The organism is Nonomuraea mangrovi (assembly GCF_042681425.1).
Taxonomy (GTDB): Bacteria; Actinomycetota; Actinomycetes; order Streptosporangiales; family Streptosporangiaceae; genus Nonomuraea; species Nonomuraea mangrovi.
This window is the reverse complement of sequence record NZ_JBHUFV010000095.1, coordinates 1-20,618: the sequence shown is the minus strand read 5'-3', so window position 1 is coordinate 20,618 and position 20,618 is coordinate 1. Positions and strand designations below refer to the sequence as shown.

The window sequence follows — 20,618 nt, the reverse complement described above, 5'->3', positions numbered from 1 at the left end:
GGGGCGGCGGCGTGCCGAGCTTAGATTCGCGAGGCGTCGAGATTCAATACTTGACTAAGTTATTGATTCCCTCCTAGGTTTCACCCGTGTTACAAGAACCGACAGCCAAGACGCTGGCGGCGACGCCGGCCGCGTCCGCCGTCCTGGCCCTCTTGCTCACAGAAGGCCCGCTCAGCCGGGTGGAGATGGCGCGCCGTCTCGACCTGTCGTCGGCTGCCGTCACCAAGGCCGCGCGGCCGCTCCTCGACGCCGGGTACCTGCACGAGCTCGCCTCCGAGCGCACTGCCCCGGGGTCAGGCCGTCCGGTCAGTCCCCTGGCCGTCACCGCTGAGCGTGAGTACTTCGTCGGCGTGAAGGTCACCACCGATGACCTCGTCGACGAGATCGTGGGAGTCCTCTGCGACCTTCGGGCTCAGGTTCGGGTGTCCGTACGGCGTCCGCTGCCTGACCGCAGCCCCGAGGCGGTGGTCGTCGAGCTGGCGGCCCTGGTCGACGAGTTGCTGGACGCCGGGCCCGACTACCGCGCGCGGACCAGGAATCTCGGCATCGCCATCTCGGGGGACGTGGACAGGGCCCGTGGGCTGGTCCGGCTGTCGGCCAGGTTCGGCTGGCGAGACGTCCCGATCGGACAGCTCGCCGCCGAGGCGACGGGGCTCAGCGTCGTCGTCGAGAACGACGTCAAGGCGCTCACCGTCGCCGAGCACTGGTTCGGCGAAGGGGTGGGGACCGACTCGTTCGCCCTCGTCACCGTCGGGGCCGGCATCGGCTGCGGCATCGTCGTCGACGGCCGTCTCCTCACCGGGGGCTTCGGCGTGGCCGGGGAGATCGGACACATCTGCGTCGATCCGGACGGCGCACCCTGCCGCTGCGGCAATCAGGGCTGCGTCGAGACCGTCGCCACCACCGGAGCGATCCTGGCGGCGGCGCGGGCCGAGTCCGGTGAGGCCGACATGACCTTCGGACGCGCCGTGGAGCGGGCACGCGCGGGCGACGAGGCGGTGAAGAAGGTCTTCGCCAAGGCGGGCACCGCCATCGGGCTCGCCGTGGCGGCGATGGTCAACATCGCCGGCCCCGAGCGGATCGTGGTCTCCGGCGAAGGACTCGACACCTACGACCTGTTCGAGGAGCGCATCTGGGCGTCGTTCGCGGCGCACGCTTTCGGAGCCGCCGCTCAGGCTCCGGTCTTCATCCGTCCGCTCCCGTTCGAGGAGTGGGCCCGCGGCGCCGCCGCGGTCAGCCTCAGGGCCCTGTTCCCACAGGTCCGCACCCACCACGCGCGCGCTCTGACCCATCGCGCGTAAGCAGCACGGCCCTGACCGGTGTCCTCTACTGCCTGCAAGCAATCTCCGGAAGACACCGGCTGGGGCGAGCCATTTCCTCCGCGCCCGATTCCCCCCAGTCGAAGAAAGGACGCGAAATGAGCACACGCAACGCAGATCTTAGCCGACGAGGATTCCTCGGAGGCTCGCTACTGTTCGTCGCCGGTGCCGTCACCGCGTGCAGCAGCAACCCGATGGGCGGCACCGCCACCAGCGCCGCGAAGACCACCCTGAACGTCTGGTACCACGCCTACGGCGAGGCCGGGACGCAGCAGGCCGTGACCCGCTACGCCGCCGCCTTCACCAAGGCCAACCCTGACATCGCCGTCAAGGTCACCTGGATTCCCGGCGACTACGGGACGAAGCTGAACTCGACGCTGCTGACCGCCGACGCGCCCGACGTGTTCGAGGTCGGCGACTTCAACACCGGACTGATCCAGAGCGGCCAGATCGCCGCGCTCGACGACCTGTACGGCGACACCAAGTCGGACTTCAGCACCACCAATCTCGACTACCTCAGCGCCGGCGGCAAGACCTACGGCATCAAGCAGGTCGACGACGTCATGATGCTCTACTACCGCAAGAGCGTCCTGGACAAGGCCGGTATCAAGGTTCCGACCACCCTCGCCGAGCTCGCCGACGCGGCCAAGGCGCTCACTACCAAGGACGCCAAGGGCCTGTTCGTCGGCAACGACGGCGTCGGCAACGCGCCCGCCAACGCGATCTGGTCCAACGGCGGCGAACTGATCGCCGACGGCAAGGCCGCCTTCGCCTCCCCGCAGGCCATCGAGGCTGTGACCGCCGTCAAGCGGCTGCACGACGACAAGTCGCTGCTGCTCGGCTTCACCACCGACTGGTGGGACGCCGCGGCCCTTACCCAGAACGCTGCCGCGATGCAGTGGGGCGGCCTGTGGTCGATGCCGGACATGCAGAAGGCTCTCGGCGACGACTTCGGTGTGGCCCCGTGGCCCGCACTGAAGGCCGGCGGCAATCCCGTGGTCCGCATCGGTGGCTGGGCCAGCCTGGTCAACGCGAAGGGCAAGAACGTCGAGGCCGCGAAGAAGTACGTGCAGTGGCTGTGGATCTCGCAGACCGACCTGCAGAAGGACTTCAACGAGAGCTACGGCCTCCACGTCCCCCCGCGCAAGACCGTCGCGGCCACGGCCGACAAGCTGCGGGCCGGTAGCGCCAAGGACGCCGTGGACCTGGCCGCCAAGTACGGCAAGTCGAACCCGAACACCTGGTCCAGCGCGGTCAGCAGCGTGTTCGACACCGCAGCCGCCAAGGCGATGACCGGGCAGGGTGATGTCGCGGCCCTGCTGACCGCCGCTGCCGAGAAGGCCCAGCCCGAGATCGACAAGCAGAAGGTCTGATGAACACGGCACCGAAGGCGACGCTGCCGCCGACGGGCTCAGGGAGTCCCGCGACCCGGTCGCGGGGCACCGCCTCGACGATGGCCCGACGCAGGCGCACCGACTGGCGGGCCGTGGGCGTCTTCGCCCTGATGACCGCCCCGGTCCTGCTCGGGATCGGGATCTTCAAGTACTTCGCCATCGGCTGGAGCTTCCTGCTCAGCTTCTCCAAGGCGGACCGTACGATCTCCCTGGGCGACTGGGTCGGGTTCGCCAACTACTCCCAACTCCTCGGCGACCCCGACTTCCGGGAATCCATCACCCAGATCCTGCTGTTCACCCTGTTCATCGTGCCGGTGACGTTCGCCGCCTCGCTCGGCCTGGCCCTGCTGGTCCACCGCATCCGGCGGGGCAGAGCCCTGTTCAGGACCAGCTTCCTGATCCCGGCGGCGGTGTCGTATGTGGCGGCGTCGCTGCTGTGGAAGATGTCCCTGTTCAACGGCCTTCCAGGCGGCGTCGCCAACACGATCGGCGACTGGTTCGGCATGAGCGCGACACCGTGGCTCCAGACGCAGAGTCCGCCGCTGTACTGGGTCGTGATCGTCACCCTACGGCTGTGGCTCCAGGTCGGATTCTTCATGATCCTCTTCCTGGCCGGACTCCAGGGCATCCCCCGCGAAGTCTACGAGGCGGCCTCACTCGACGGCGCGAGCGGCTGGCGCCTCTTGCGCCGGATCACGCTGCCGATGCTGCGCAACACCTCGGTCGCGGTCCTCATGCTGCTGTTCATCGCCGCGTTCCAGGCGTTCGACGAGTTCTACAACCTGTTCACCGGAGGAGGAGGGGCGACCAGCGGCGCCGCGACAGCTGTCCGACCACCCCTGGTCTACCTCTACGACGTGGCGATGCAGGCCCAGAACTACGGCCTCGGATCGGCGGGCGCATTCGTGCTCACCGGCCTCATCGTGGCCGTGACGTTGATCCAGGGCCGAATCACCGGCTTCGGCAAGAGCGAGGAGTGACAACCGTGCACCCACTGACCCGCACCCTGCGGGTAACGGCCCGCAGCGCGCTCATCGGCGTGGTCACCCTGATCTTCCTGACGCCGTTCTACCTCATGCTCCGCAACTCCCTGATGGACTCCCGGGAGATCACGTCACCACACTGGGTATGGTGGCCGTCCTCCATGCACTGGGACAACTTCACCTCCCTGTTCACCGACCCGAGTGTCCCGATGGCAGACGGCCTGAGAAACTCACTGATCGTCGCGGCGATCACCGCGCCGCTCTCGACGCTGTTCGCCTCGGCGGCCGGATACGCCTTCGCGCGGCTTCCTGTGCCAGGGCGCGGACTCCTGCTGGCGTTCGTCGTCGGCACCCTCATGATTCCGGGCTCGGCGACATTCGTCCCGACATTCGTCGTCGTAGGGTCACTCGGCGGGGTGAACACGTTGTGGGGCATCATCGTGCCCGGCCTGTTCAACCCCTTCGCGGTGCTGCTGTTCCGCAACTTCTACCTGCGCTTCCCCAGGGAACTTGAAGAAGCCGGCCGCCTGGACGGCCTCGGCTGGTTCGGGCTCTACCGGCGGATCGCGCTTCCCAGCTCCGCCGCGATGCTGGCCTCACTCGGAGCGCTGGCGTTCATCGACAGCTGGAACGCCTTCCTGTGGCCGCTGGTCATCGGACAGGACCCAGGATCGTGGACGGCACAGATCACACTGTCGAACTTCCTCACCGCCCAGACCATCAACCTTCCGGGACTGTTCGCCGGAGCCGTCCTGACCATCGCGCCGCTCGTCGTCATGTTCCTGGTCGCACAGCGCTACATCGTCGAAGGCATCGCCACCAGTGGCCTCAAGGGTTAGAACGATCACTCGGAAGTGGAACGACCAGGGCGTGCCCGTCTGATCTGGACGGCCCCCAAGAACTCGAAGCAACCATGCGAGGAGCACCACAGGCATGCCTGGACTGGACATCGTCGAGGACGGATTCCGCCTCGACGGCGAGCCGTTCCGCATCATCTCCGGCGGGATCCACTACTTCCGGATCCACCCCGACCAGTGGGCCGACCGGCTGCGCAAAGCACGCCTGATGGGGCTGAACACGGTCGAGACCTACGTCCCATGGAACCTGCACGCGCCCCGGCGCGGCGAATTCCGCACAAACGGAATCCTCGACCTGACTCGCTTCCTGGAACTGGCCGCGGCGGAGGGGCTGAGGGTCCTCGTCCGCCCAGGCCCGTACATCTGCGCCGAGTGGGAAGGCGGCGGCCTGCCGTCATGGCTGCTGGCGCAAGAGGGAATCGCGATGCGCAGCTGCGATCCTGTCTTCCTCGCGGCTGTCGAAGAGTACTTCGACGCCCTGCTGCCACTGATCTCGCCGCACCTCGGCAGCCGTGGCGGTCCGGTGCTGGCCGTACAGGTGGAGAACGAATACGGTGCCTACGGTTCCGACACCGATTACCTGAAGCACATCGCGAAGCTGCTGCGCGACGGCGGCGTCGACGTTCCTCTGTTCACCTGCGATCAGCCCGCTGATCTGGCGCGCGGCGGTCTGGACGGCGTGTTGCGCACCGTCAACTTCGGCAGCCGTGTGGACGCCGGCCTGGCCGCATTGCGCGAGATCCAGCCGACGGGGCCGCTGATGTGTTCGGAGTTCTGGATCGGCTGGTTCGACCGCTGGGGTGCGGTACACAAGGGCCGCAGTACACAGGACGCCGCAGCTGACCTCGACCGTCTCCTCGCGGCCGGCGCGTCGGTGAACATCTACATGTTCCACGGCGGGACCAACTTCGGATTCAGCAACGGCGCCAACGACAAAGGCACGTATCGGCCGACGGTCACGTCGTACGACTACGACGCGCCGCTGGACGAGGCGGGCGATCCGGCCGCCAAGTACGCGGCGTTCCGTGAGGTGATCGCTCGCTACGCGCCGGTGCCGGACGAGCCGATTCCCGCGCCGGGCAGCAAGCTCGCTCCGGTCCGGGTTCCGCTGACGGAGTCCGCCGGATTGTTCGAGCACGCGGAGCTCTTCGGGTCGGGCGTCGAGGCGTCCCGACCGCTGTCGATGGAGGAGATCGGCCAGTCGTTCGGCTTCGTGCTCTACCGGGCCTCGCTGCCTGACGCGGGTCCGGCCGTGCTGCGCGTCGAGGACGTACGGGATCGCGCCCAGGTGTTCATCGACGGCCAACCGGTCGGCGTGCTGGAGCGCGAGAACCACGAGCACGCGATGTCGTTCGTCGCACCGCGGGCAGGGGCCGTACTGGAGCTGCTGGTCGAGAACCTGGGACGCGTGAACTACGGTCAGGGAATCCACGATCGCAAGGGTCTGATCGGCGACGTCACCGTCAACGGCGCGGCCCTGGACACGTGGATCACGACCGCGCTTCCGCTCGAGGAGAGCGGCTGGGAATCAGGTCTACGATTCTCCGCGTCGGCGGCTCGGGTCGGTCCCGCGTTCCACCGGGGCGAGTTCGAGATCGACGAACCCGCGGACGCGTTCCTGGCGACCGACGGCTGGACCAAGGGCCACGTCTGGATCAACGGCTTCGCGCTCGGCAGGTACTGGTCGCGCGGACCGCAGGCGACGCTGTACGTCCCCGCGCCGGTGCTGCGTTCCGGGCGCAACGAGCTCGTCGTGCTGGAGCTGCACGGCTCGGCGACGAACGCGGTCGAACTGCGCGGTTCGTCGGATCTGGGCATCACCGAGGAGTAAAGAGAGTCCTGTGCCGCAGACACCACCGAGCCTGGACACGCTCGCGAGCGAATGGCTGCCGCGCCGGGGAGTGGCTCACCTCCCAGCGACCAGCAACTTCTGGGGCGGGGTCGGAGCTGCGGACAACGTGCTTGCGGTTCGCAACCTCACTCTCGCGCCGTATCTGGACGACGGCGGCGACTGGTGCGCGTTGGCCGTGGACGGCGTTCCCGTCCCGGCCGACGAGTACCAGTGGTCCGCCTACGAGATCACGCGCAGGGCGCTCACGCCGGCCGGCGTCGAGATCCTGACCTCGGCCCGGCTCGCCTTCGAAGCCGATCGCCTGCTGCTCCGGTTCACGGCGGCGAACCCCGCGACGGCACCGGCGGCGGCCACCGTGTCGGTCGGGCTCGATCCGCGGATCGCCAAAGCGACCGCTGGGTGGGACTGGGAACCGCCGCGCCCCGACGGCCACGTCTTCACAGCCCGGCTCGCCCGTCCGAACCTGGTGATCTCCGACGGGAGCAGCCCGGCGGTGACCGTGCTGGCGCTCACTCCCGCGCCCTCCCTCCTCACCGCGGCGCGAGCCGGCGGTACCGCCGAATGGCAAGTCGAGCCGGGGCGGAGCGTGACGATCGACATTGTCGTGGCGTTCGGCGAAACCTCGACCGGCAGCCCGCTGACATCCGTATCCGACGGCGTCGGCGTCCTAGCCGACGCCGATGCCACCGCCGGATCGTTCCAGCAGGCGTTCGACGCCGTCCGCGCAGGGTGGGAGAAGCGCTGGCAGGACGCCTTCACCCCCGGCAACACCCACTACTCGGGGTCCCTGCCGGTCCTGACCACTGACGACGACGCCGTCAGCCGGCTGTACTACATGAGCGTCCTGTCGGTCCTGGCCTGCGAGCGCACCAATCTCGGCGCCGACTTCAACGACGTCCTGGGCCGGGTGCCGGGCGGCTTCAACGGCTTCGACCGCGTCTACGTCACCGGTGCTCCCGAGTGGGCGAACACCGTCACCTACTTCTGGGACACCTCCTACTGCTCAGTCGTCCTAGCCCTGCTCGATCCCACCGTGATGAAAGCCCAGACCATGTACTGGCTCACCCAGGGGATCCACGACGGATACGCCGTGGACTGCGTCCAGGGCGGACTGGTCGGCCCGTGGTACAGCGCCAACGACCTCACTGTCTTCACGACGATCCTCAACTACGTCAACTACAGCGGTGTCGCCGACGAGGAGATCAGCACGGTCCTGCCCCAGCTGAAAGGCATCGCCACACACTGGCGGAAGCTCGTGCGGACGGGACAGTCCCTGGCCGACTACGGAGCGGACCACAACCTTCTGGAAGTCCTGCCGAACTACGTCAACCAGGTGCCGTCGTTCAACGCGGCCAACGTGTGGATGATGCGGGAGGTCGCGGACCTGTGCGGCCGGGTCGGCGATCCCGAGACCGCGGACGTCCTCACAGGCGAGGCGGACGTCCTCCTCGCCGACGTCTTCGAGCTCTACGACAGCCGGAACGGCGGGGTGTGGAGTTGCCGGCACGCGGACGGCACCCTCGTGCCGGTGCGGACCGTCGTGGACTTCGTGATCGCGGGGAATCTGCTCGCCCCGTCACTGACCGTCGAGCAGAAGACCGCCATGAAGGACTTCGTGGCCACCGAACTCCTGGCCGGGGACTGGATGCGCGCGCTGTCCCGCGACGACGCCCTGGCGTCGGTCGACCGTGCCGACCACGGCACCGAGGGCGCGTTCGATTCCTGGCCCGCGCTGACCGCCCAGACCTTCGCGCGCTTCGGCGACTATCCCGCTTTCCTCGCGCTGCTGCGGAGATTCTCCAATGTGACCCGCCGTGGTCCCTTCGGTCAGGCCCACCAACTCCAGGCCCAGCAGCTCCGGGCCGGCGATGGAACGTCCGAAGGCAGCTCCTCCGCCGTCCTGGCATCACCTGACAGCCTGCAGGTCTTCAACAACCTGTGCGGCGGCAAGTTCGCCGACGTCGTCATCAGTGATCTGTTCGGCTACACCCCGGACGGCACCGGCCCTCGCCTGAAGGACGCCGCGGTTCCGCGGGGAATCACCGCCACGCTGTCGGGAGTCCTCTTCAACGGTGTCGAACACACGATCACCAGCGATGCCGCCGGCCTGTCCCTGTCCTGATCCGATCCGAACTCCGCCGGCTCCCAGCTCTGCCGCGCGACGGCGAGCGGCTGTCGAGCGGGCATGCGACTTCGGGCTCAGCGCGTTGGCCGGCCTCGATGGCACAAGGCGTCCAGCTGGTGCAGGACAGTCCCACTGCGGCGTTCCAGGTGTGACAGGCCCAGTCGCCGGTGCGTCTCCACGGCCACGCGAGCATGCAGGCGCGCCCCCGCGACGTCCCCCGTCGCCCGTAGCAGCATGGCCACCACGTCGTGCATCGATCCCCATGACACGCACCCGGTGCCCAGCGTCACCAGCTGGTCGCTGATCGGCAGCAGCTCCGCCAGCATCGACTCAGGGCCGGGGCGGCCGAGTTCGGCGGCGATGAGACCCCATTGCCAGGCCACGAACTGCCAGGTCCAGTCGCGCTCGTACCGAGTGCCCCAGCGGTCAATCAGCCTGTGGGCGAGCGCGTGGTCGCCGACCAGCTCAACCCCGACCCCGACACCGTCGGCTTTTACTTCACCCCCGCCGACCCGGAAGCAGCAGACGCGCTGAAGAACGTCAAAGCCGCTCGCCTCGCACGCATCTACGCCGAACAGGCCGAGCGCGACGCCGTCCGCAACGCCGCCCGCGCCCTCATCGACCAGGGTTGGACCACCCGCGACATCGGTAGCGTGCTGGGCCTGTCACACCAGCGCATCTCCCAGATCGTCCCCCGCGTCACCACGTAACATGTAAACGCCCCCGACTTGCCTTGTTGGGACGAACTGCCGCCCTCGGACTGATTAACCGAATCTCACGCGGGGCGAGTGCATCGACCCGGCGGCCGGCATCGCCCAGTTCGACGCCCATGGACAGCGTTGGCTGGCTTCCCGCGCCAGCATCGACCCAGCGCCTCCGTCATCCGCTATGCGTCGTTGCACCCGGCTCCACGTCGCGTTCGGCGAGCGCAAGGTGGGGTCGATCAAGCCGTCAGAGGTGCGGGAGTTCCTTGCCGAGCCGTCTGACCGGTACGAAGCCTCAACCACGATCACGGCGCTTCTTGTCCTCCAAGGCATCCTGGATCTCGCCGGCCCGGAGCCGCCTGAGGCAGAACTGAGACAGAACTGAGGTCTGACGCCTGATGATCCGTCGGCGAGAGGAGGCGTGGCGCGACACCTTTCCGACGGCCACGCTCTCCCTCTGACCTGCGAAGTTCTCACCGCACGGGCAGGCCGGTGACGGCGCGGCCGATGATCAGGCGCTGGATCTCCGACGTGCCCTCGAAGATGGTGTAGATCTTGGCGTCGCGGTGGAAACGCTCCACCGGGTGCTCGCGTGTGTATCCCGCACCACCGAGGACCTGGATCGCCTGTTCGGTCACCCACACCGCCGTCTCGCCCGCCACCAGTTTGCACATCGAGCCCTCGGCGCGTTCGAACTGCCGGCCGTTCCTGGCCATCCACGCCGCGCGCCACGTCAGCAGCCGGGCGATGTCCACCCTGGTCGCCATGTCCGCGAGCAGGAAAGCGATCGCCTGGTTCTCGCCGATCTTGCGGCCGAACTGCTCGCGCTCTCGGGCGTAGTCGCGGGCGTACTCGTAGCCGGCGCGGGCGATCCCGACGGCCATGGCGGCGACGGACGGGCGGGTCGTCTCGAAGGTGCGCATGGCCGCCTGTTCCCCGGCTCGCTCGCCGCTGCGGACGCGTGCCAGGCGGGCGTCGAGCTTGTCCTGGCCGCCGAGCAGGCACGAGGCGGGCAGACGGACGTTGTCGAGGACGACCTCGGCGGTGTGCGAGGCGCGAATGCCGTGCTTGCGGAACTTCTGCCCCATCGACAGGCCGGGCGTGCCCGGCGGGACGACGAACGACGCCTGGCCGCGGGTGCCGAGCGCCGGGTCGATGGAGGCGACGACCACGTGCACGTCGGCGATGCCGCCGTTGGTGGCCCAGGTCTTGACGCCGTTCAGGATCCAGTCTCCGGAAGGGTCCTGTACGGCACGCGTGCGGATGGCGCCGACGTCGGATCCGGCGTCGGGCTCGGAGGCGCAGTAGGCACCGAGCTTGACGTCGTTCTCCGTACCGAACATCTGGGGCAGCCACTCCCCCACCTGCTCCTGGGTACCGCCGGAGGAGACGGCGGCGGCGGCCAGTCCGGTGCCGACGATGGACAGTCCGATGCCCGCGTCGCCCCAGAAGATCTCCTCGAACGCCACGGGCAGGGCCAGGCCGCTCTGCTCGAACCATTGGGTGGCGAAGAAGTCGAGGGAGTACAGGCCGATCTTGGCGGCTTCCTGGATGACGGGCCAGGGGGTCTCTTCGCGTTCGTCCCATTCGGCGCCGGCGGGACGGATGACGTCGCGGGCGAATGCGTGGACCCAGTTGCGCACGTCGAGGACCTCGGTGCTGGGTTCTGGACAGAAGCCGCTCATACCGCTACTCCCGCTCACATGATGATATTTCCGGCCTGCGCCCCAGCGGACGTTACCGGTGGTAACAGCTGCCGACACTACTCCTCTGTACGGCGAAGCCGCCACACTCCGGCGGGGTGGCGGCGAGCAGCCAAGCCGAGGACGAGCAGAGCGAACCAAGCGGGTCAGGCGAGAATGCGGCCACGTGGGCATGCGAGCAAGCGGGCATGCGGCCAAACGAGCAAGCAGGCAAGCGGGCATGCGGGCAGATGAGCGCGCGGGCCGGCGGGTAGACGAACAGACAGACCGCCGAACACACAGACGGGCCGGCGAACGAGCAGGCGGGCGCAGATACACGGTCGCGGCGTCCCTGGCCGTCGCGGGCAGGCGTGAAGGCGGCTGGTCGAGGATCCACGAGAAACGCGCACGACGGCCAAGGCGGGAGTGGTCGAACCGTCCGTCACGAGGTGAGCGTGGATACGGGGGCGAAGGCGGGGCGTGGGTTCAGGTCACGGACGCGCGCAGGTCACTGGAAGGTGCGGCGGTAGGCCTGGGGGCTGACTCCGGTCACCTTCTTGAACCGTTCGCGGAAGGCCGTCGCCGAGCCGAATCCCACCCGGAAGGCGATCCGCTCCACCGAGTGTCCCGTCGTCTCCAGCAGATGCTGGGCCTGCCGTACCCGGACTCTGTGCAGCCATTGCAGCGGGCTCGTCCCGGTCTGCTCGCGGAAGCGCCGCATCACCGTGCGGGTGCTCGTCCCCGCCTGTTCCGCGATCGCGTGGAGGGTCAGCTCACGGCCCGCGTTCTCCTCCATCCACCGCATCACGGGCTCCAGAGCCGAGCCCTTGGGCGCGGGCGGCTGCTCGTGGACGATGAACTGCGCCTGCCCGCCTTCACGTTCGAGCGGCATGACCGACAGCCTGGCCGCATCGGCCGCCACGGCCGAGCCGTAGTCGCGGCGGATCAGGTGGAGGCACAGGTCCAGCCCCGCCGCCGCGCCTGCCGAGGTGAGGATCTGCCCGTTGTCGACGTAGAGGACGTCGGGGTCGACCGCGATGTCGGGGTAGGTCGCGGCGAGCTGGGGCGCGGCCAGCCAGTGGGTGGTCGCGCGCAGGCCGCTGAGGAGTCCGGCGGCCGCGAGTGTGAACGTGCCGATGCAGATGGAGGCGATCCGCGTGCCGGCCTCGGCCGCCGACCTGAGCGCGTCGAGCACCTCGGGCGGCGGCCTGCGGGACACGTCGGCGACGCCGGGCACGATGATCGTGTCCGCGTCGGCGAGCGCGTCCAGCCCCCACCGCGCCTGGATGGTGAACAACCCCGCGTCGACCGAGGGGGAGCCTGCGCAGACGCGGACCCTGTACCCGGACCGCCCGTCGGGCAGCCTGGTGCGGCCGAACACCTCGACAGGCGTGGACAGGTCGAAGGGAATCACCTGGTCCAGCGCGAGAATCGCCACCGTGTGCATGGCCATAACGTAGGCCGAGCGCCACTTCTCGCCAACTTCGCGTCGCCGACCGGCATGGACTGGCTGTGCCGCTGGCGATATCCCGTTGAAAGGTGGCGATTCAGCCACTGGGCCGGCTCGAGAACGCCGCGTAGCGTCGGTGACCCTTCGCACGAAACATGAAATGGAATGCCGTCATGCATGCCCAGATAGTTCTCTTCGACGGTTTCGATCCGCTGGATGCCGTCGCGCCGTACGAGGTCCTGCAGGCCGGCGGCGTGGCCTCGGGCGGCGCAGTGACCGTCGAGCTCGCCACCGCCGAGGGACCGCGCGAGGTGCCCAGCGGGGTCGAGGGCCTCGCGCTCAGAGCGACGGCCGTGCTCGATCCGGACAGAGCCGACCTTGTCGTGGTTCCGGGGGCAGCGGGCGATCTGACCGACTCCGACAGCGAGCAGAGTGTCCTGGTACGGCTCGGCCGTACCCTCCACACGGGCCTTCCCGCCCTGCTCAAGGCCGTCATGGACCGGCCAGGGCGCACCGTCGCCACCGTCTGCGGCGGTTCCCTCCTGCTGGCGATGGCGGGGCTGATCGAGGGCCGCCGGGCCACCACCCACCATCTCGGCATGGAGGCCCTGGACGCGACGGGCGCGATCGCGGTCAGGGCACGGGTCGTCGACGACGGCGACCTCGTGACGGGCGCGGGCGTCACCTCGGGCCTGGATCTCGGGCTCTACCTGCTCGAACGCGAGCTCGGCCCGCGGATCGCGCACGCCGTCGAGGAGTTGTTCGCCCATGAGCGGCGGGGAGTCGTCTGGCGCGAGGAAGGGCATGCGCCGGTGGGGCTCGAGGTCACGGGCGGGCGCGCGTGACCAAGCTCCTCCTCTCACTTCACGTCGTGGCGGCGGTCGTCGCCGTCGGACCTGTCGCGGTGGCGGCGAGCATGTTTCCCAGGATCCTGCGGCGGGCCCACGCCATCTCGGACGAGTCGGCCACCACCCTGCGCGTCCTCCACCGGATCTGCCGGGTCTACGCGGGCGTGGGCATGGCGGTGCCGGTGTTCGGGTTCGCCACGGCCAGCAGCATGGGCGTGCTCGGCGACGCGTGGCTGATCGTGTCGATCGTGCTGACGGCGGTCGCCGCCGCCGTCCTCATCCTGATGGTCCTGCCGGGACAGCGAGCCGCCCTCGATCTCATCCAGGTGGCCTCGCCTGGCCAGACAGGCGCGGTCGACGGGATCCCGCCAGGTGCCGGGCTGGCCATGTCGGCCGGCGTCTTCAACCTTCTGTGGGTCACGGTCACCATCCTGATGATCGTCAGGCCGGGTTCGAGCACGGGAGCATGAGCATGACCTACGTTCGCGCGGCCGCGTACACGGAAGTGATCAGCCTGGTCCTCATGCTGGCCAACCTCGCCACCGCCCACATCCGGGAGATCTCCTCCCTGCTCGGCCCTCTTCACGGCTGCGCCTACCTCGTCGTCGTCATCGGCGTCCTCCGACTGCCCTCCGCCGGTCGAAGGGCCAGGCTGCTGGCCTTCCTGCCGGGCATCGGCGGTTGGCTCTCCATCAGAAGCATGGAGACGGCCGCCCGGGGAGGCGCCGCCGAATAGCGTCCCCGCACGCGGAGCCGCCCAGGACCCCGTCGAACCCGACGAGGCGGTGGGCGGCTCCGGCCGACCGACCTCGTGCTCAGCGGCGGCGTGATGTCACGGCCCGGGAGGCCAGTACGGCGAGCGCCCCGATGACCATCGCGCCCGCCAGGCCGTACATCAGCAGGTCGAAGCCGGGGAACGCGGCGGCGGCCAGCGGGCCGAGGCTGCTGCCGACGGCCAGGAAGAAGGAGAAGAGCGCCAGTGCGGTGCCGCGCGAACCTTCGGCGAGCATGGCGATGGACTCGTTCAGCGCGGGCAGGCCCGCCGTGATCGCCGCGACGTAGAGGGCGAGCAGGACGGCCAGGCCGACCGCGCCGGGGACGGTCACGCCGATGGCCGCGAGCACAACGGCGGCCAGCCCCAGGAAGACGACCGCACGAACGGGCGCGCTCAGGCGGGCGAGCCAGGGCGTGAGCAGCGGGACCAGCAGGATCGAGGGGAGACCGCCGGCGCGCATGCCGAGCATCTCGGTGGACGAGGTGACGATGCCCGAGAGCTGCAGCCCCGTGTAGACGGCGACGAAGCCGCCGAGCAGGACGAGGACGGCCACGTAGCGCAGCGCCAAAGCGGGCTTCACCAGCAGTGACGGCACTGCCCGGTAGACCGACAGGAATGAGGCGGTCCGCTCGCGCCGCACGTCAGGGACCATGACGGCGCGCAGCGCGAACGCCGCTCCGACGAAGCCCGCCGCCGAGAGGACGAACAGGCCCCGCCAGCCGAGCACGTCGACCGTGAGCTGGCCGACGACCTGCAGCAGTACGGCGGAGGCGAGGAAGGCGCCGGTGATCGCGCTGATCGCCACCACCCGGCGGCGGGGCTCGACGCTCTCGCTCAGGTAGGCCATGCCCGCCGGCGGGAAGGTCGCGACGGCGACGCCCTGGACGAGGCGCAGGGCGATGGCGACGGCGGGGTTCGGGCTGACGGCCACCAGCGCGGTCGCGACTGCGGCGACGGGCATGCCGATCAGCAGGAGCCGCCGCCTGCCGTACTGATCGGAAAGCGGACCGAACAGCAGGAAGCCCAGGCCGTAGCCGATGGCGAAGGCGGTGACCAGCCACGTCAGCGCGCCCTGATCGGAATGCCAACCGAGCGCCATGTCATGCAGGAGCGGGATCACCACGTACAGCTGGCCGCTGACGAGCAGGGCGGTCAGCACGAAAACCGTCAGGGTGGGAGCAAAGGCGGCAGGACGATTCAACGTCAAGGTGCTCATGTGGTCGGACCGTAGCCAACCAACTAGTTGGATGTCAACCAACTAGTTGGTGGCTGTAAGATGCGAGATATGGCAACGAAGGACTCGACCGCCGCCACCCGCGCCGCGCTACTGAAGGCCGCGCGGGAGGAGTTCGCCGCGTACGGCCTGGCCGGAGCACGCGTCGACCGCATCGCCGAACGGGCGGGCGTCAACAAGGAGCGCATCTACGGCCACTTCGGGACGAAGACAGATCTCTTCGACGCCGTGGTCGGCGACGCGCTCAACGACCTCACCGAGCGGATCTCGTTGCCGAGCGACCCTGTCGAGTACGTGGCCAAGTTGACCGACTACTACCGGGAGCACCCTGACCTGGTACGGCTGCTGATGTGGGAGGCGCTGAACTTCCGCGGCCCCGAACTGCCGGGCTTCGAGACACGGGTGGCGCGCTGCGGCCGCAAGACCTCATCGCTGGCCGAGGGGCTGGGCAGGGAGGCCTCGCCCGAGGTGGCGCGGCTGCTGTTCACGCTGACCGGACTGGCCCTGTGGCCGTCGATGATGACACAGCTCGGACGCATCATCCTGGGCGACGACGCGGACGACGCGGAGGCAGGACGCGACCAGATCGCCGCCTTCGTCGCCGCCGCCCTCAAAGGCGGCGCCTGAACCCAGCACGTGACCTGAGCCCAGCACGTGACCTGAACCCAGCACGTGACCTGAGCCCAGCACGTGGCCTGACCCAAGCGCGGCGTGATCCGAGCTGCGGCGGCTGACCCGAAGCCGGGCACCTGCCCCGAGGGCGGTGCCACGACCGAAGGGGACGCCTGACCTGGGGCGACTGACCAGAGGGGTGCGATTGACCGGTCAGCGGCGGTGGACGCTGACGGCGTAGCCCCCGTTCCGGTACGGCTCGCCGTCCCAGGTGGCGAAGCGCTCGTCCAGCCGCAGGCCCACCGCCGCGCACCAGGCGTCGTAGTCGTCGAGCGTGAAGGTCGGTCGCACCGGCAGATGTCCGGCGTCGAGCCCGAAACCGGCCACCAGGACGCCTGCCGGTGTGAGCGCGTTCGCGAGGTTCCGGATGGTCTGCGGCTCGGTGCCTTCGGCGAGCAGCGGGATCACGTTGCCTGCCGCGACGACGAGGTCGAAGGAGCCTGCGAGGTCGAGGTCGAGGTCGGCGAGGTCGCCCTCGATCCAGGTCAGGCCGGGGGCGCGCTGTTCGGCGACGGCGAGCATCGAGGCGTCCAGGTCGACGCCCACCACGTCGTAGCCCTGCTCGGCCAGCCAGATCGCCACCCTGCCGGTGCCGCACCCCGCGTCGAGGACCCGCGATCCCGGCGGGACGAGGGCGGCGCAGAAACGAGCCTCACCATGGACGTCGGTACCGCCGGCGGCCAGCGCGGCGAACCGGCTGTCGTAGGTCTCGCCCAGGGTTCCGCCGGTCAGCTCGTTCCATCTGCTCATGCGCCCATTCTGTACGGCTCGCCCGCATGCCCGGCACCTTGGCCCCATCCGCGCCATCCGCGTCATCCACGCCGCCCGCGCTTGGCCCGCCTGGGCGGCGCGACCGGTAGACGCGGACCCGAGGACGCGACCACCGGACACGACCCTCGGACGCCACCCCCAGACTCGGCCCGCGAACGCGGACCCCCGGACACGACCCTCGGACGCCACCCCCAGACGCCACCCCCAGACGCGACCCTCGGACGCCACTCGCGCACGATCCGCGGGGGCGCTGGTGGACCAGTGATGGTTCGGTTGGAAGCGGCTCATGAGCGTGAGACCGGGCGGGGTGTAACGGAGCGGCGGGCGTGGCCAGGTGTGGTGCGCGCCGCGTCTTGGACGGCTCGCCGGCGGTGTCCGGGGCGGTGCGGGCCGCCCTTCGGTGAGTGCACAGCGGTGGAAAGGGCACCGAGCGTGCGGGCCCGGCGGTCAGTTCAGTGGAAAGGGCACCGAGCATGCGGGCCCGGCGGTCAGTTCATCAGGGTGATCATGGGCGGGCGTTCGGCGATCGAGACGTTTCTCGCCAGCACCTGGTGGCCGGTCTCCGTCCGGTGGAACTGCGCAAGACACACCGAAGGCTCGTGGAGGGGGATCATCTTGCCCTGCCGTTCCAGGCGGGACCAGGCGGCCAGCATGATCTGCCCTGCCATGGCGCCGAGGGCCTCGGTGGACTGGTGGGAGTGCTCTCGGGAGCCCAGGTCGACCTGGGCCAGCGCGTCGAGGCCCGCCATGGAGTGCAGGTCGAGGAGCAGGCCGAGTTCGACCCCGTAGCCGGTGAGGAAGGGGACGCGTTCGAGCGCGGAGCGGCGTCCCGCGTACTCCCCCGCCAGCGGCTGGACGAAGCCCGCAAGTTCGGGCCAGTGCAGGTTGATGAGAGGGCGGGCCACCAGTTCTGTCACTCTTCCGCCGCCGGTGGGGGCGTCCAGCAGGGGGCGGTCGTAGCTGCCCTTGACGTAGGCCACGGACGGATCGGACAGCAGTGGGCCGAGTAGTCCTGTCACCATGGAGGCTCGGAAGTCGCGCAGGTCGGCGTCGATGAAGGTCAGCAGCTCGCCTGAGGTCACCGCCAGCGACTTCCACAGCGCCTCGCCCTTGCCGTCGAGGGGTTTGAGGTCGGGGAGGATCTCGTCCTGGGCGTGGACGGCCGCGCCCGCTCGTCCCGCCACGGCCGCGGTGTCGTCGGTCGAGCGGGAGTCGATGACGACCACCTCGTCGACCAGGGCGTGCAGCTCGTGCCTGATCACGCTCACGATCTCGCCAACGGTCTCACGTTCGTCGCGCGCGGGCAGGACGACGCTGATCGTGGTGGCGCCCTTCCGTTCGAGCAGCGCGTCGAGGGGCCAGTCGGCGACCGAGGACGTACGGCTCCGCAGCCACGCCTCTACCTCAGGCAGCACAGACCCCTCCCCCGTCATTGTCACCGGTCATCAGCTTAGAGTCCCGGGCCGGGGTGACCGGACGACGGGTGCGCCATGCCCGGAGGGCGTCCCCGGCGACGGGGTCCGGGACAGGCCCGGCGCCGAGTCTCGGACGCCGGTCCTACGCCGGGCCCAAGCGGGTCCGGCGGCGGGTCCGGGGCCGGTCCTACACCGGGTCCAGGCAGCGGCCCTCTGGTGGGTCCGAAGGCAGGTCCGTAGGCGTCCCCCACGAGGGGTCCGGGGGCCGGTCCTGCGGCAGGTCCGTGCCCGGTAGAGGTCCCGAGGGCAAATCCCCGGGCGTATCCGGCGGGGTCCGGGGCCGCCCTGCGGCAGGTCCGAGGGCGTGCCCGGCAGAGGCTCCGAGGGCAGATCCTTGGGCGTATCCGGCGAGGGGTCCGGCGGCGCGTTCGAAGGCGGGCCCGGACGTGCCCCGCGGAGGGTCCGAGGGCGTGCCCGGGGCCAGTCCAGGGCCGGTCCGGGGACGGGTCCGGCCGGCAGTCCGGGGACGGTCCGGCGGCTAGTCCGGGGGGCCGGTCCGCCAGCATGCGTGGCGGAGGGTCCGTAAGCGTGCCCGGGGGCAGTCCAGAGGCCGGTCCGAGGACGGTCCGGCGGCTAGTCCGGGACCGGTCCGGCGGCGTGCCCGGCGGAGGGTCAGTGAGCGTGTCCGGGGGGTCCAGGCCAGGGGGCGGCCCGGTGGCGGGTCCGGGGGAAGGGGCCCGGTGGCGGGTCCGGGGCAGGCTGGAAGGACCTTCATGAGGCGGGTTCCCTGGTCGTGCGCGGCCGGTGCGGGAGTCGCGCAGCACGACGTCCGAAAACCGCTGAACCGTTCGGTGCCTTCCGGTGTTCTACACAACGAAGACACCACGAAGGAGGTGCGGACCATGAGCATCTACACCACGTTCGACAGCCCCGCCGGCGAGTTGCTGCTGGTCGGGGAGAGGTCGGAGACGGCGAGAGGCGGGCTCGCCCTGGTGTCCGTGTCGTTCACCGACATGGGGGCCGCCAGGGAGGGCGAGCCGGACCGGGAGGCGTTCGCCGAGGTGGAGCGTCAGCTCAGCGAGTACTTCGCAGGCGAGCGCACCGGGTTCGAGCTGGACTTGGTCCGGCGCGGCACCGCGTTCCAGGAACGCGTGTGGGCGGCGCTGGACGGCCTGCCGTACGGCGTGACGACCACATACGGCAGGCTCGCCGAGCAGCTCGAAGTCCCGCGCGACCGGATCCGCGCGGTGGGAGGGGCGATCGGCGCCAACCCGCTGCTGATTGTCAGGCCGTGTCACCGGGTGATCGGCGCGAGCGGGTCGCTGACCGGCTACGCGGGCGGCGTGGAGCGCAAGCGGTTCCTGCTGACTCACGAGGGCGCGCTGCAGCCGCTGTTCGTCTGAACCGGCACAGAGCACCGAGCCGGACAGAGCACCGAGAACGGGGCACCGAGAACGGGGCACCGAGCCGGCACAGGGCACTGAGCCGGCACGCCGGATATGCCCGAGATGAAGGAGAAGCATCATGTCCAAGCCATCCGAGCGGGTGGAGAAGGCCGACTGGGCCGGCCTGGCCGAGGAGATGGACGCCCATGGTTGCGCGCTGACCGGGCCGATCCTCACCGCCGCCGAGTGCCGCGAGATCGCCGGCCTGTACGACGAGGTGGCGCGCTTCCGGTCGACGATCGACATGGAGCGCTACCGGTTCGGCAGGGGCCAGTACCGCTACTTCGACCGGCCGTTCCCCGATCTGGTGCAGGAGTTGCGGCAAGCGTTCTACCCCAGGCTGCTGCCGATCGCCAGGGGCTGGGCGGCCAGGCTCGGCCGCCCGGCGCCGTGGCCTGACACGCTGGCCGAGTGGCTGGAGATGTGTCACAGGGCGGGGCAGCGGAAGTCCACCCCGATCCTGCTGCGCTACAGGGACGGCGACTGGAACGCGCTGCACCGCGACCTGTACGGGGATCTGGTGTTCCCCCTGCAGGTCGTGGTCGGCTTGAACGAGCCGGGCGCGGACTACGACGGCGGGGAGTTCCTGCTGGTCGAGCAGCGGCCGAGGGCGCAGTCGCGGGGCACGGTGACGTTGCTGCCGCAGGGGCACGGGCTGATCTTCACGACCAGGGACCGGCCGGTGCGTTCCTCGCGCGGCTGGTCGGCCTCACCGGTCAGGCACGGTGTCAGCACGGTGAGGCGTGGCCTGCGGCACACGCTCGGCCTGGTCTTCCACGACGCGGCCTGATGTTCACGCTGACCGGCGGGGACGGCAGGCCGTACCGGAGCGAGACTCCCGGCGCGCTGGGCGGGCACCGCGGCGGCCGCCTGTACGGGCGCCTGGACTGCCCTTCGGCGCTGCGGGCGATCGCCAGGGGCGGCTACGTGCGGCACCGGGTGTTCTTCGCCGATGAGGCCACGGCCGTCGCGGCGGGATACCGCCCGTGCTCGATCTGCCTTCCCGCGCGGTATCTGGCCTGGAGGGCGCGCTAAGGCCTGTCTGATAATTCGGTTTGGCGGAGCCACAGCATGAGGGAAGCGATGGTGACG

20 protein-coding genes are annotated in these 20,618 nt (G+C 69.7%); 14 read left to right on the top strand and 6 right to left on the bottom strand.

The features are described 5' to 3' along the window. The first annotated feature begins 86 nt into the window (after positions 1–86). The 6 genes from ACFSKW_RS50545 (at position 87) to ACFSKW_RS50520 (ending at position 8,527) form a co-directional block, all read left to right on the top strand. Positions 87–1,301 carry an ROK family transcriptional regulator gene (locus ACFSKW_RS50545; RefSeq protein ID WP_379582274.1) on the top strand — a complete coding sequence of 405 codons (1,215 nt, stop codon included), beginning with the start codon at positions 87–89 and terminating at the stop codon, positions 1,299–1,301. A 116-nt stretch (positions 1,302–1,417) separates the two neighbouring features. Then, positions 1,418–2,692 carry an ABC transporter substrate-binding protein gene (locus tag ACFSKW_RS50540; protein ID WP_379582272.1) on the top strand — a complete coding sequence of 425 codons (1,275 nt, stop codon included), beginning with the start codon at positions 1,418–1,420 and terminating at the stop codon, positions 2,690–2,692. Continuing rightward, on the top strand, positions 2,692–3,693 hold the full coding sequence (locus ACFSKW_RS50535) for a carbohydrate ABC transporter permease (RefSeq protein ID WP_379582270.1): 1,002 nt from the start codon (positions 2,692–2,694) through the stop codon (positions 3,691–3,693). Before ACFSKW_RS50540 ends, ACFSKW_RS50535 begins: the two co-directional genes overlap by 1 nt. Positions 3,694–3,698: 5 nt before the next feature. Then, positions 3,699–4,535 (top strand): carbohydrate ABC transporter permease, encoded by an 837-nt coding sequence (locus ACFSKW_RS50530; protein ID WP_379582268.1) that lies wholly within the window; start codon positions 3,699–3,701, stop codon positions 4,533–4,535. A gap of 94 nt (positions 4,536–4,629) precedes the next feature. Next, positions 4,630–6,384, top strand: a complete 1,755-nt coding sequence (locus tag ACFSKW_RS50525; RefSeq protein WP_379582266.1) for a beta-galactosidase — start codon at positions 4,630–4,632, stop codon at positions 6,382–6,384. Between the two features lie 10 nt (positions 6,385–6,394). Beyond that, on the top strand, positions 6,395–8,527 hold the full coding sequence (locus tag ACFSKW_RS50520; protein WP_379582264.1) for a hypothetical protein: 2,133 nt from the start codon (positions 6,395–6,397) through the stop codon (positions 8,525–8,527). Positions 8,528–8,604: 77 nt separating this feature from the next. On the opposite strand, the gene ACFSKW_RS50515 is transcribed toward ACFSKW_RS50520, so the two are convergent. Continuing rightward, complete coding sequence (locus ACFSKW_RS50515; protein WP_379582263.1) at positions 8,605–8,913, bottom strand: hypothetical protein; 309 nt, start codon at positions 8,911–8,913, stop codon at positions 8,605–8,607. 54 nt (positions 8,914–8,967) lie between these two features. Here ACFSKW_RS50515 and ACFSKW_RS50510 point away from each other — a divergent pair, with 54 nt between their 5' ends. Next, positions 8,968–9,240, top strand: a complete 273-nt coding sequence (locus ACFSKW_RS50510) for a hypothetical protein (RefSeq protein ID WP_379582261.1) — start codon at positions 8,968–8,970, stop codon at positions 9,238–9,240. A gap of 467 nt (positions 9,241–9,707) precedes the next feature. Here the strand turns inward: ACFSKW_RS50510 and ACFSKW_RS50505 are convergent, their stop codons facing one another. Beyond that, the gene (locus tag ACFSKW_RS50505) at positions 9,708–10,919 is read right to left on the bottom strand and encodes an acyl-CoA dehydrogenase family protein (RefSeq protein ID WP_379582259.1); all 1,212 of its coding nucleotides are present in this window, start codon (positions 10,917–10,919) and stop codon (positions 9,708–9,710) included. Positions 10,920–11,424: 505 nt separating this feature from the next. After that, entirely contained in the window at positions 11,425–12,363 is a 939-nt protein-coding gene (locus ACFSKW_RS50500; RefSeq protein WP_379582257.1) for a GlxA family transcriptional regulator, read from the bottom strand. Positions 12,364–12,539: 176 nt separating this feature from the next. Between ACFSKW_RS50500 and ACFSKW_RS50495 the strand changes: the two genes are divergently transcribed. Genes ACFSKW_RS50495 through ACFSKW_RS50485 form a run of 3 tightly spaced genes read left to right on the top strand, consistent with a single transcriptional unit; the run spans position 12,540 to position 13,950 of the window. Next, positions 12,540–13,211 carry a DJ-1/PfpI family protein gene (locus ACFSKW_RS50495; RefSeq protein WP_379582255.1) on the top strand — a complete coding sequence of 224 codons (672 nt, stop codon included), beginning with the start codon at positions 12,540–12,542 and terminating at the stop codon, positions 13,209–13,211. Then, a complete protein-coding gene (locus ACFSKW_RS50490; RefSeq protein WP_379582253.1) occupies positions 13,208–13,684 on the top strand; it encodes a hypothetical protein in 477 nt (158 codons plus the stop codon). Before ACFSKW_RS50495 ends, ACFSKW_RS50490 begins: the two co-directional genes overlap by 4 nt. Before the next feature lie 2 nt (positions 13,685–13,686). Then, entirely contained in the window at positions 13,687–13,950 is a 264-nt protein-coding gene (locus ACFSKW_RS50485; RefSeq protein ID WP_379582251.1) for a hypothetical protein, read from the top strand. 79 nt (positions 13,951–14,029) lie between these two features. On the opposite strand, the gene ACFSKW_RS50480 is transcribed toward ACFSKW_RS50485, so the two are convergent. After that, positions 14,030–15,205, bottom strand: coding sequence for an MFS transporter (locus ACFSKW_RS50480; RefSeq protein ID WP_379582249.1), 1,176 nt, complete (start codon positions 15,203–15,205; stop codon positions 14,030–14,032). A 69-nt stretch (positions 15,206–15,274) separates the two neighbouring features. Here ACFSKW_RS50480 and ACFSKW_RS50475 point away from each other — a divergent pair, with 69 nt between their 5' ends. Further along, positions 15,275–15,850 carry a TetR/AcrR family transcriptional regulator gene (locus ACFSKW_RS50475; RefSeq protein WP_379582247.1) on the top strand — a complete coding sequence of 192 codons (576 nt, stop codon included), beginning with the start codon at positions 15,275–15,277 and terminating at the stop codon, positions 15,848–15,850. Between the two features lie 198 nt (positions 15,851–16,048). Here ACFSKW_RS50475 and ACFSKW_RS50470 read toward each other — a convergent pair whose 3' ends face one another. Both ACFSKW_RS50470 and ACFSKW_RS50465 read right to left on the bottom strand, forming a co-directional pair. Continuing rightward, entirely contained in the window at positions 16,049–16,645 is a 597-nt protein-coding gene (locus ACFSKW_RS50470) for a class I SAM-dependent methyltransferase (RefSeq protein WP_379582245.1), read from the bottom strand. Between the two features lie 509 nt (positions 16,646–17,154). After that, complete coding sequence (locus tag ACFSKW_RS50465; RefSeq protein WP_379582243.1) at positions 17,155–18,081, bottom strand: glucosyl-3-phosphoglycerate synthase; 927 nt, start codon at positions 18,079–18,081, stop codon at positions 17,155–17,157. Between the two features lie 902 nt (positions 18,082–18,983). On the opposite strand from ACFSKW_RS50465, the gene ACFSKW_RS50460 reads away from it, so the two are divergent. The 3 genes from ACFSKW_RS50460 (at position 18,984) to ACFSKW_RS50450 (ending at position 20,561) form a co-directional block, all read left to right on the top strand. Beyond that, a complete protein-coding gene (locus ACFSKW_RS50460) occupies positions 18,984–19,484 on the top strand; it encodes a methylated-DNA--[protein]-cysteine S-methyltransferase (protein WP_379582241.1) in 501 nt (166 codons plus the stop codon). Between the two features lie 121 nt (positions 19,485–19,605). Continuing rightward, positions 19,606–20,316 carry a 2OG-Fe(II) oxygenase gene (locus ACFSKW_RS50455; protein WP_379582239.1) on the top strand — a complete coding sequence of 237 codons (711 nt, stop codon included), beginning with the start codon at positions 19,606–19,608 and terminating at the stop codon, positions 20,314–20,316. Continuing rightward, the gene (locus ACFSKW_RS50450) at positions 20,316–20,561 is read left to right on the top strand and encodes an Ada metal-binding domain-containing protein (protein WP_379582237.1); all 246 of its coding nucleotides are present in this window, start codon (positions 20,316–20,318) and stop codon (positions 20,559–20,561) included. Before ACFSKW_RS50455 ends, ACFSKW_RS50450 begins: the two co-directional genes overlap by 1 nt. The last annotated feature ends 57 nt before the right edge of the window (positions 20,562–20,618 follow it).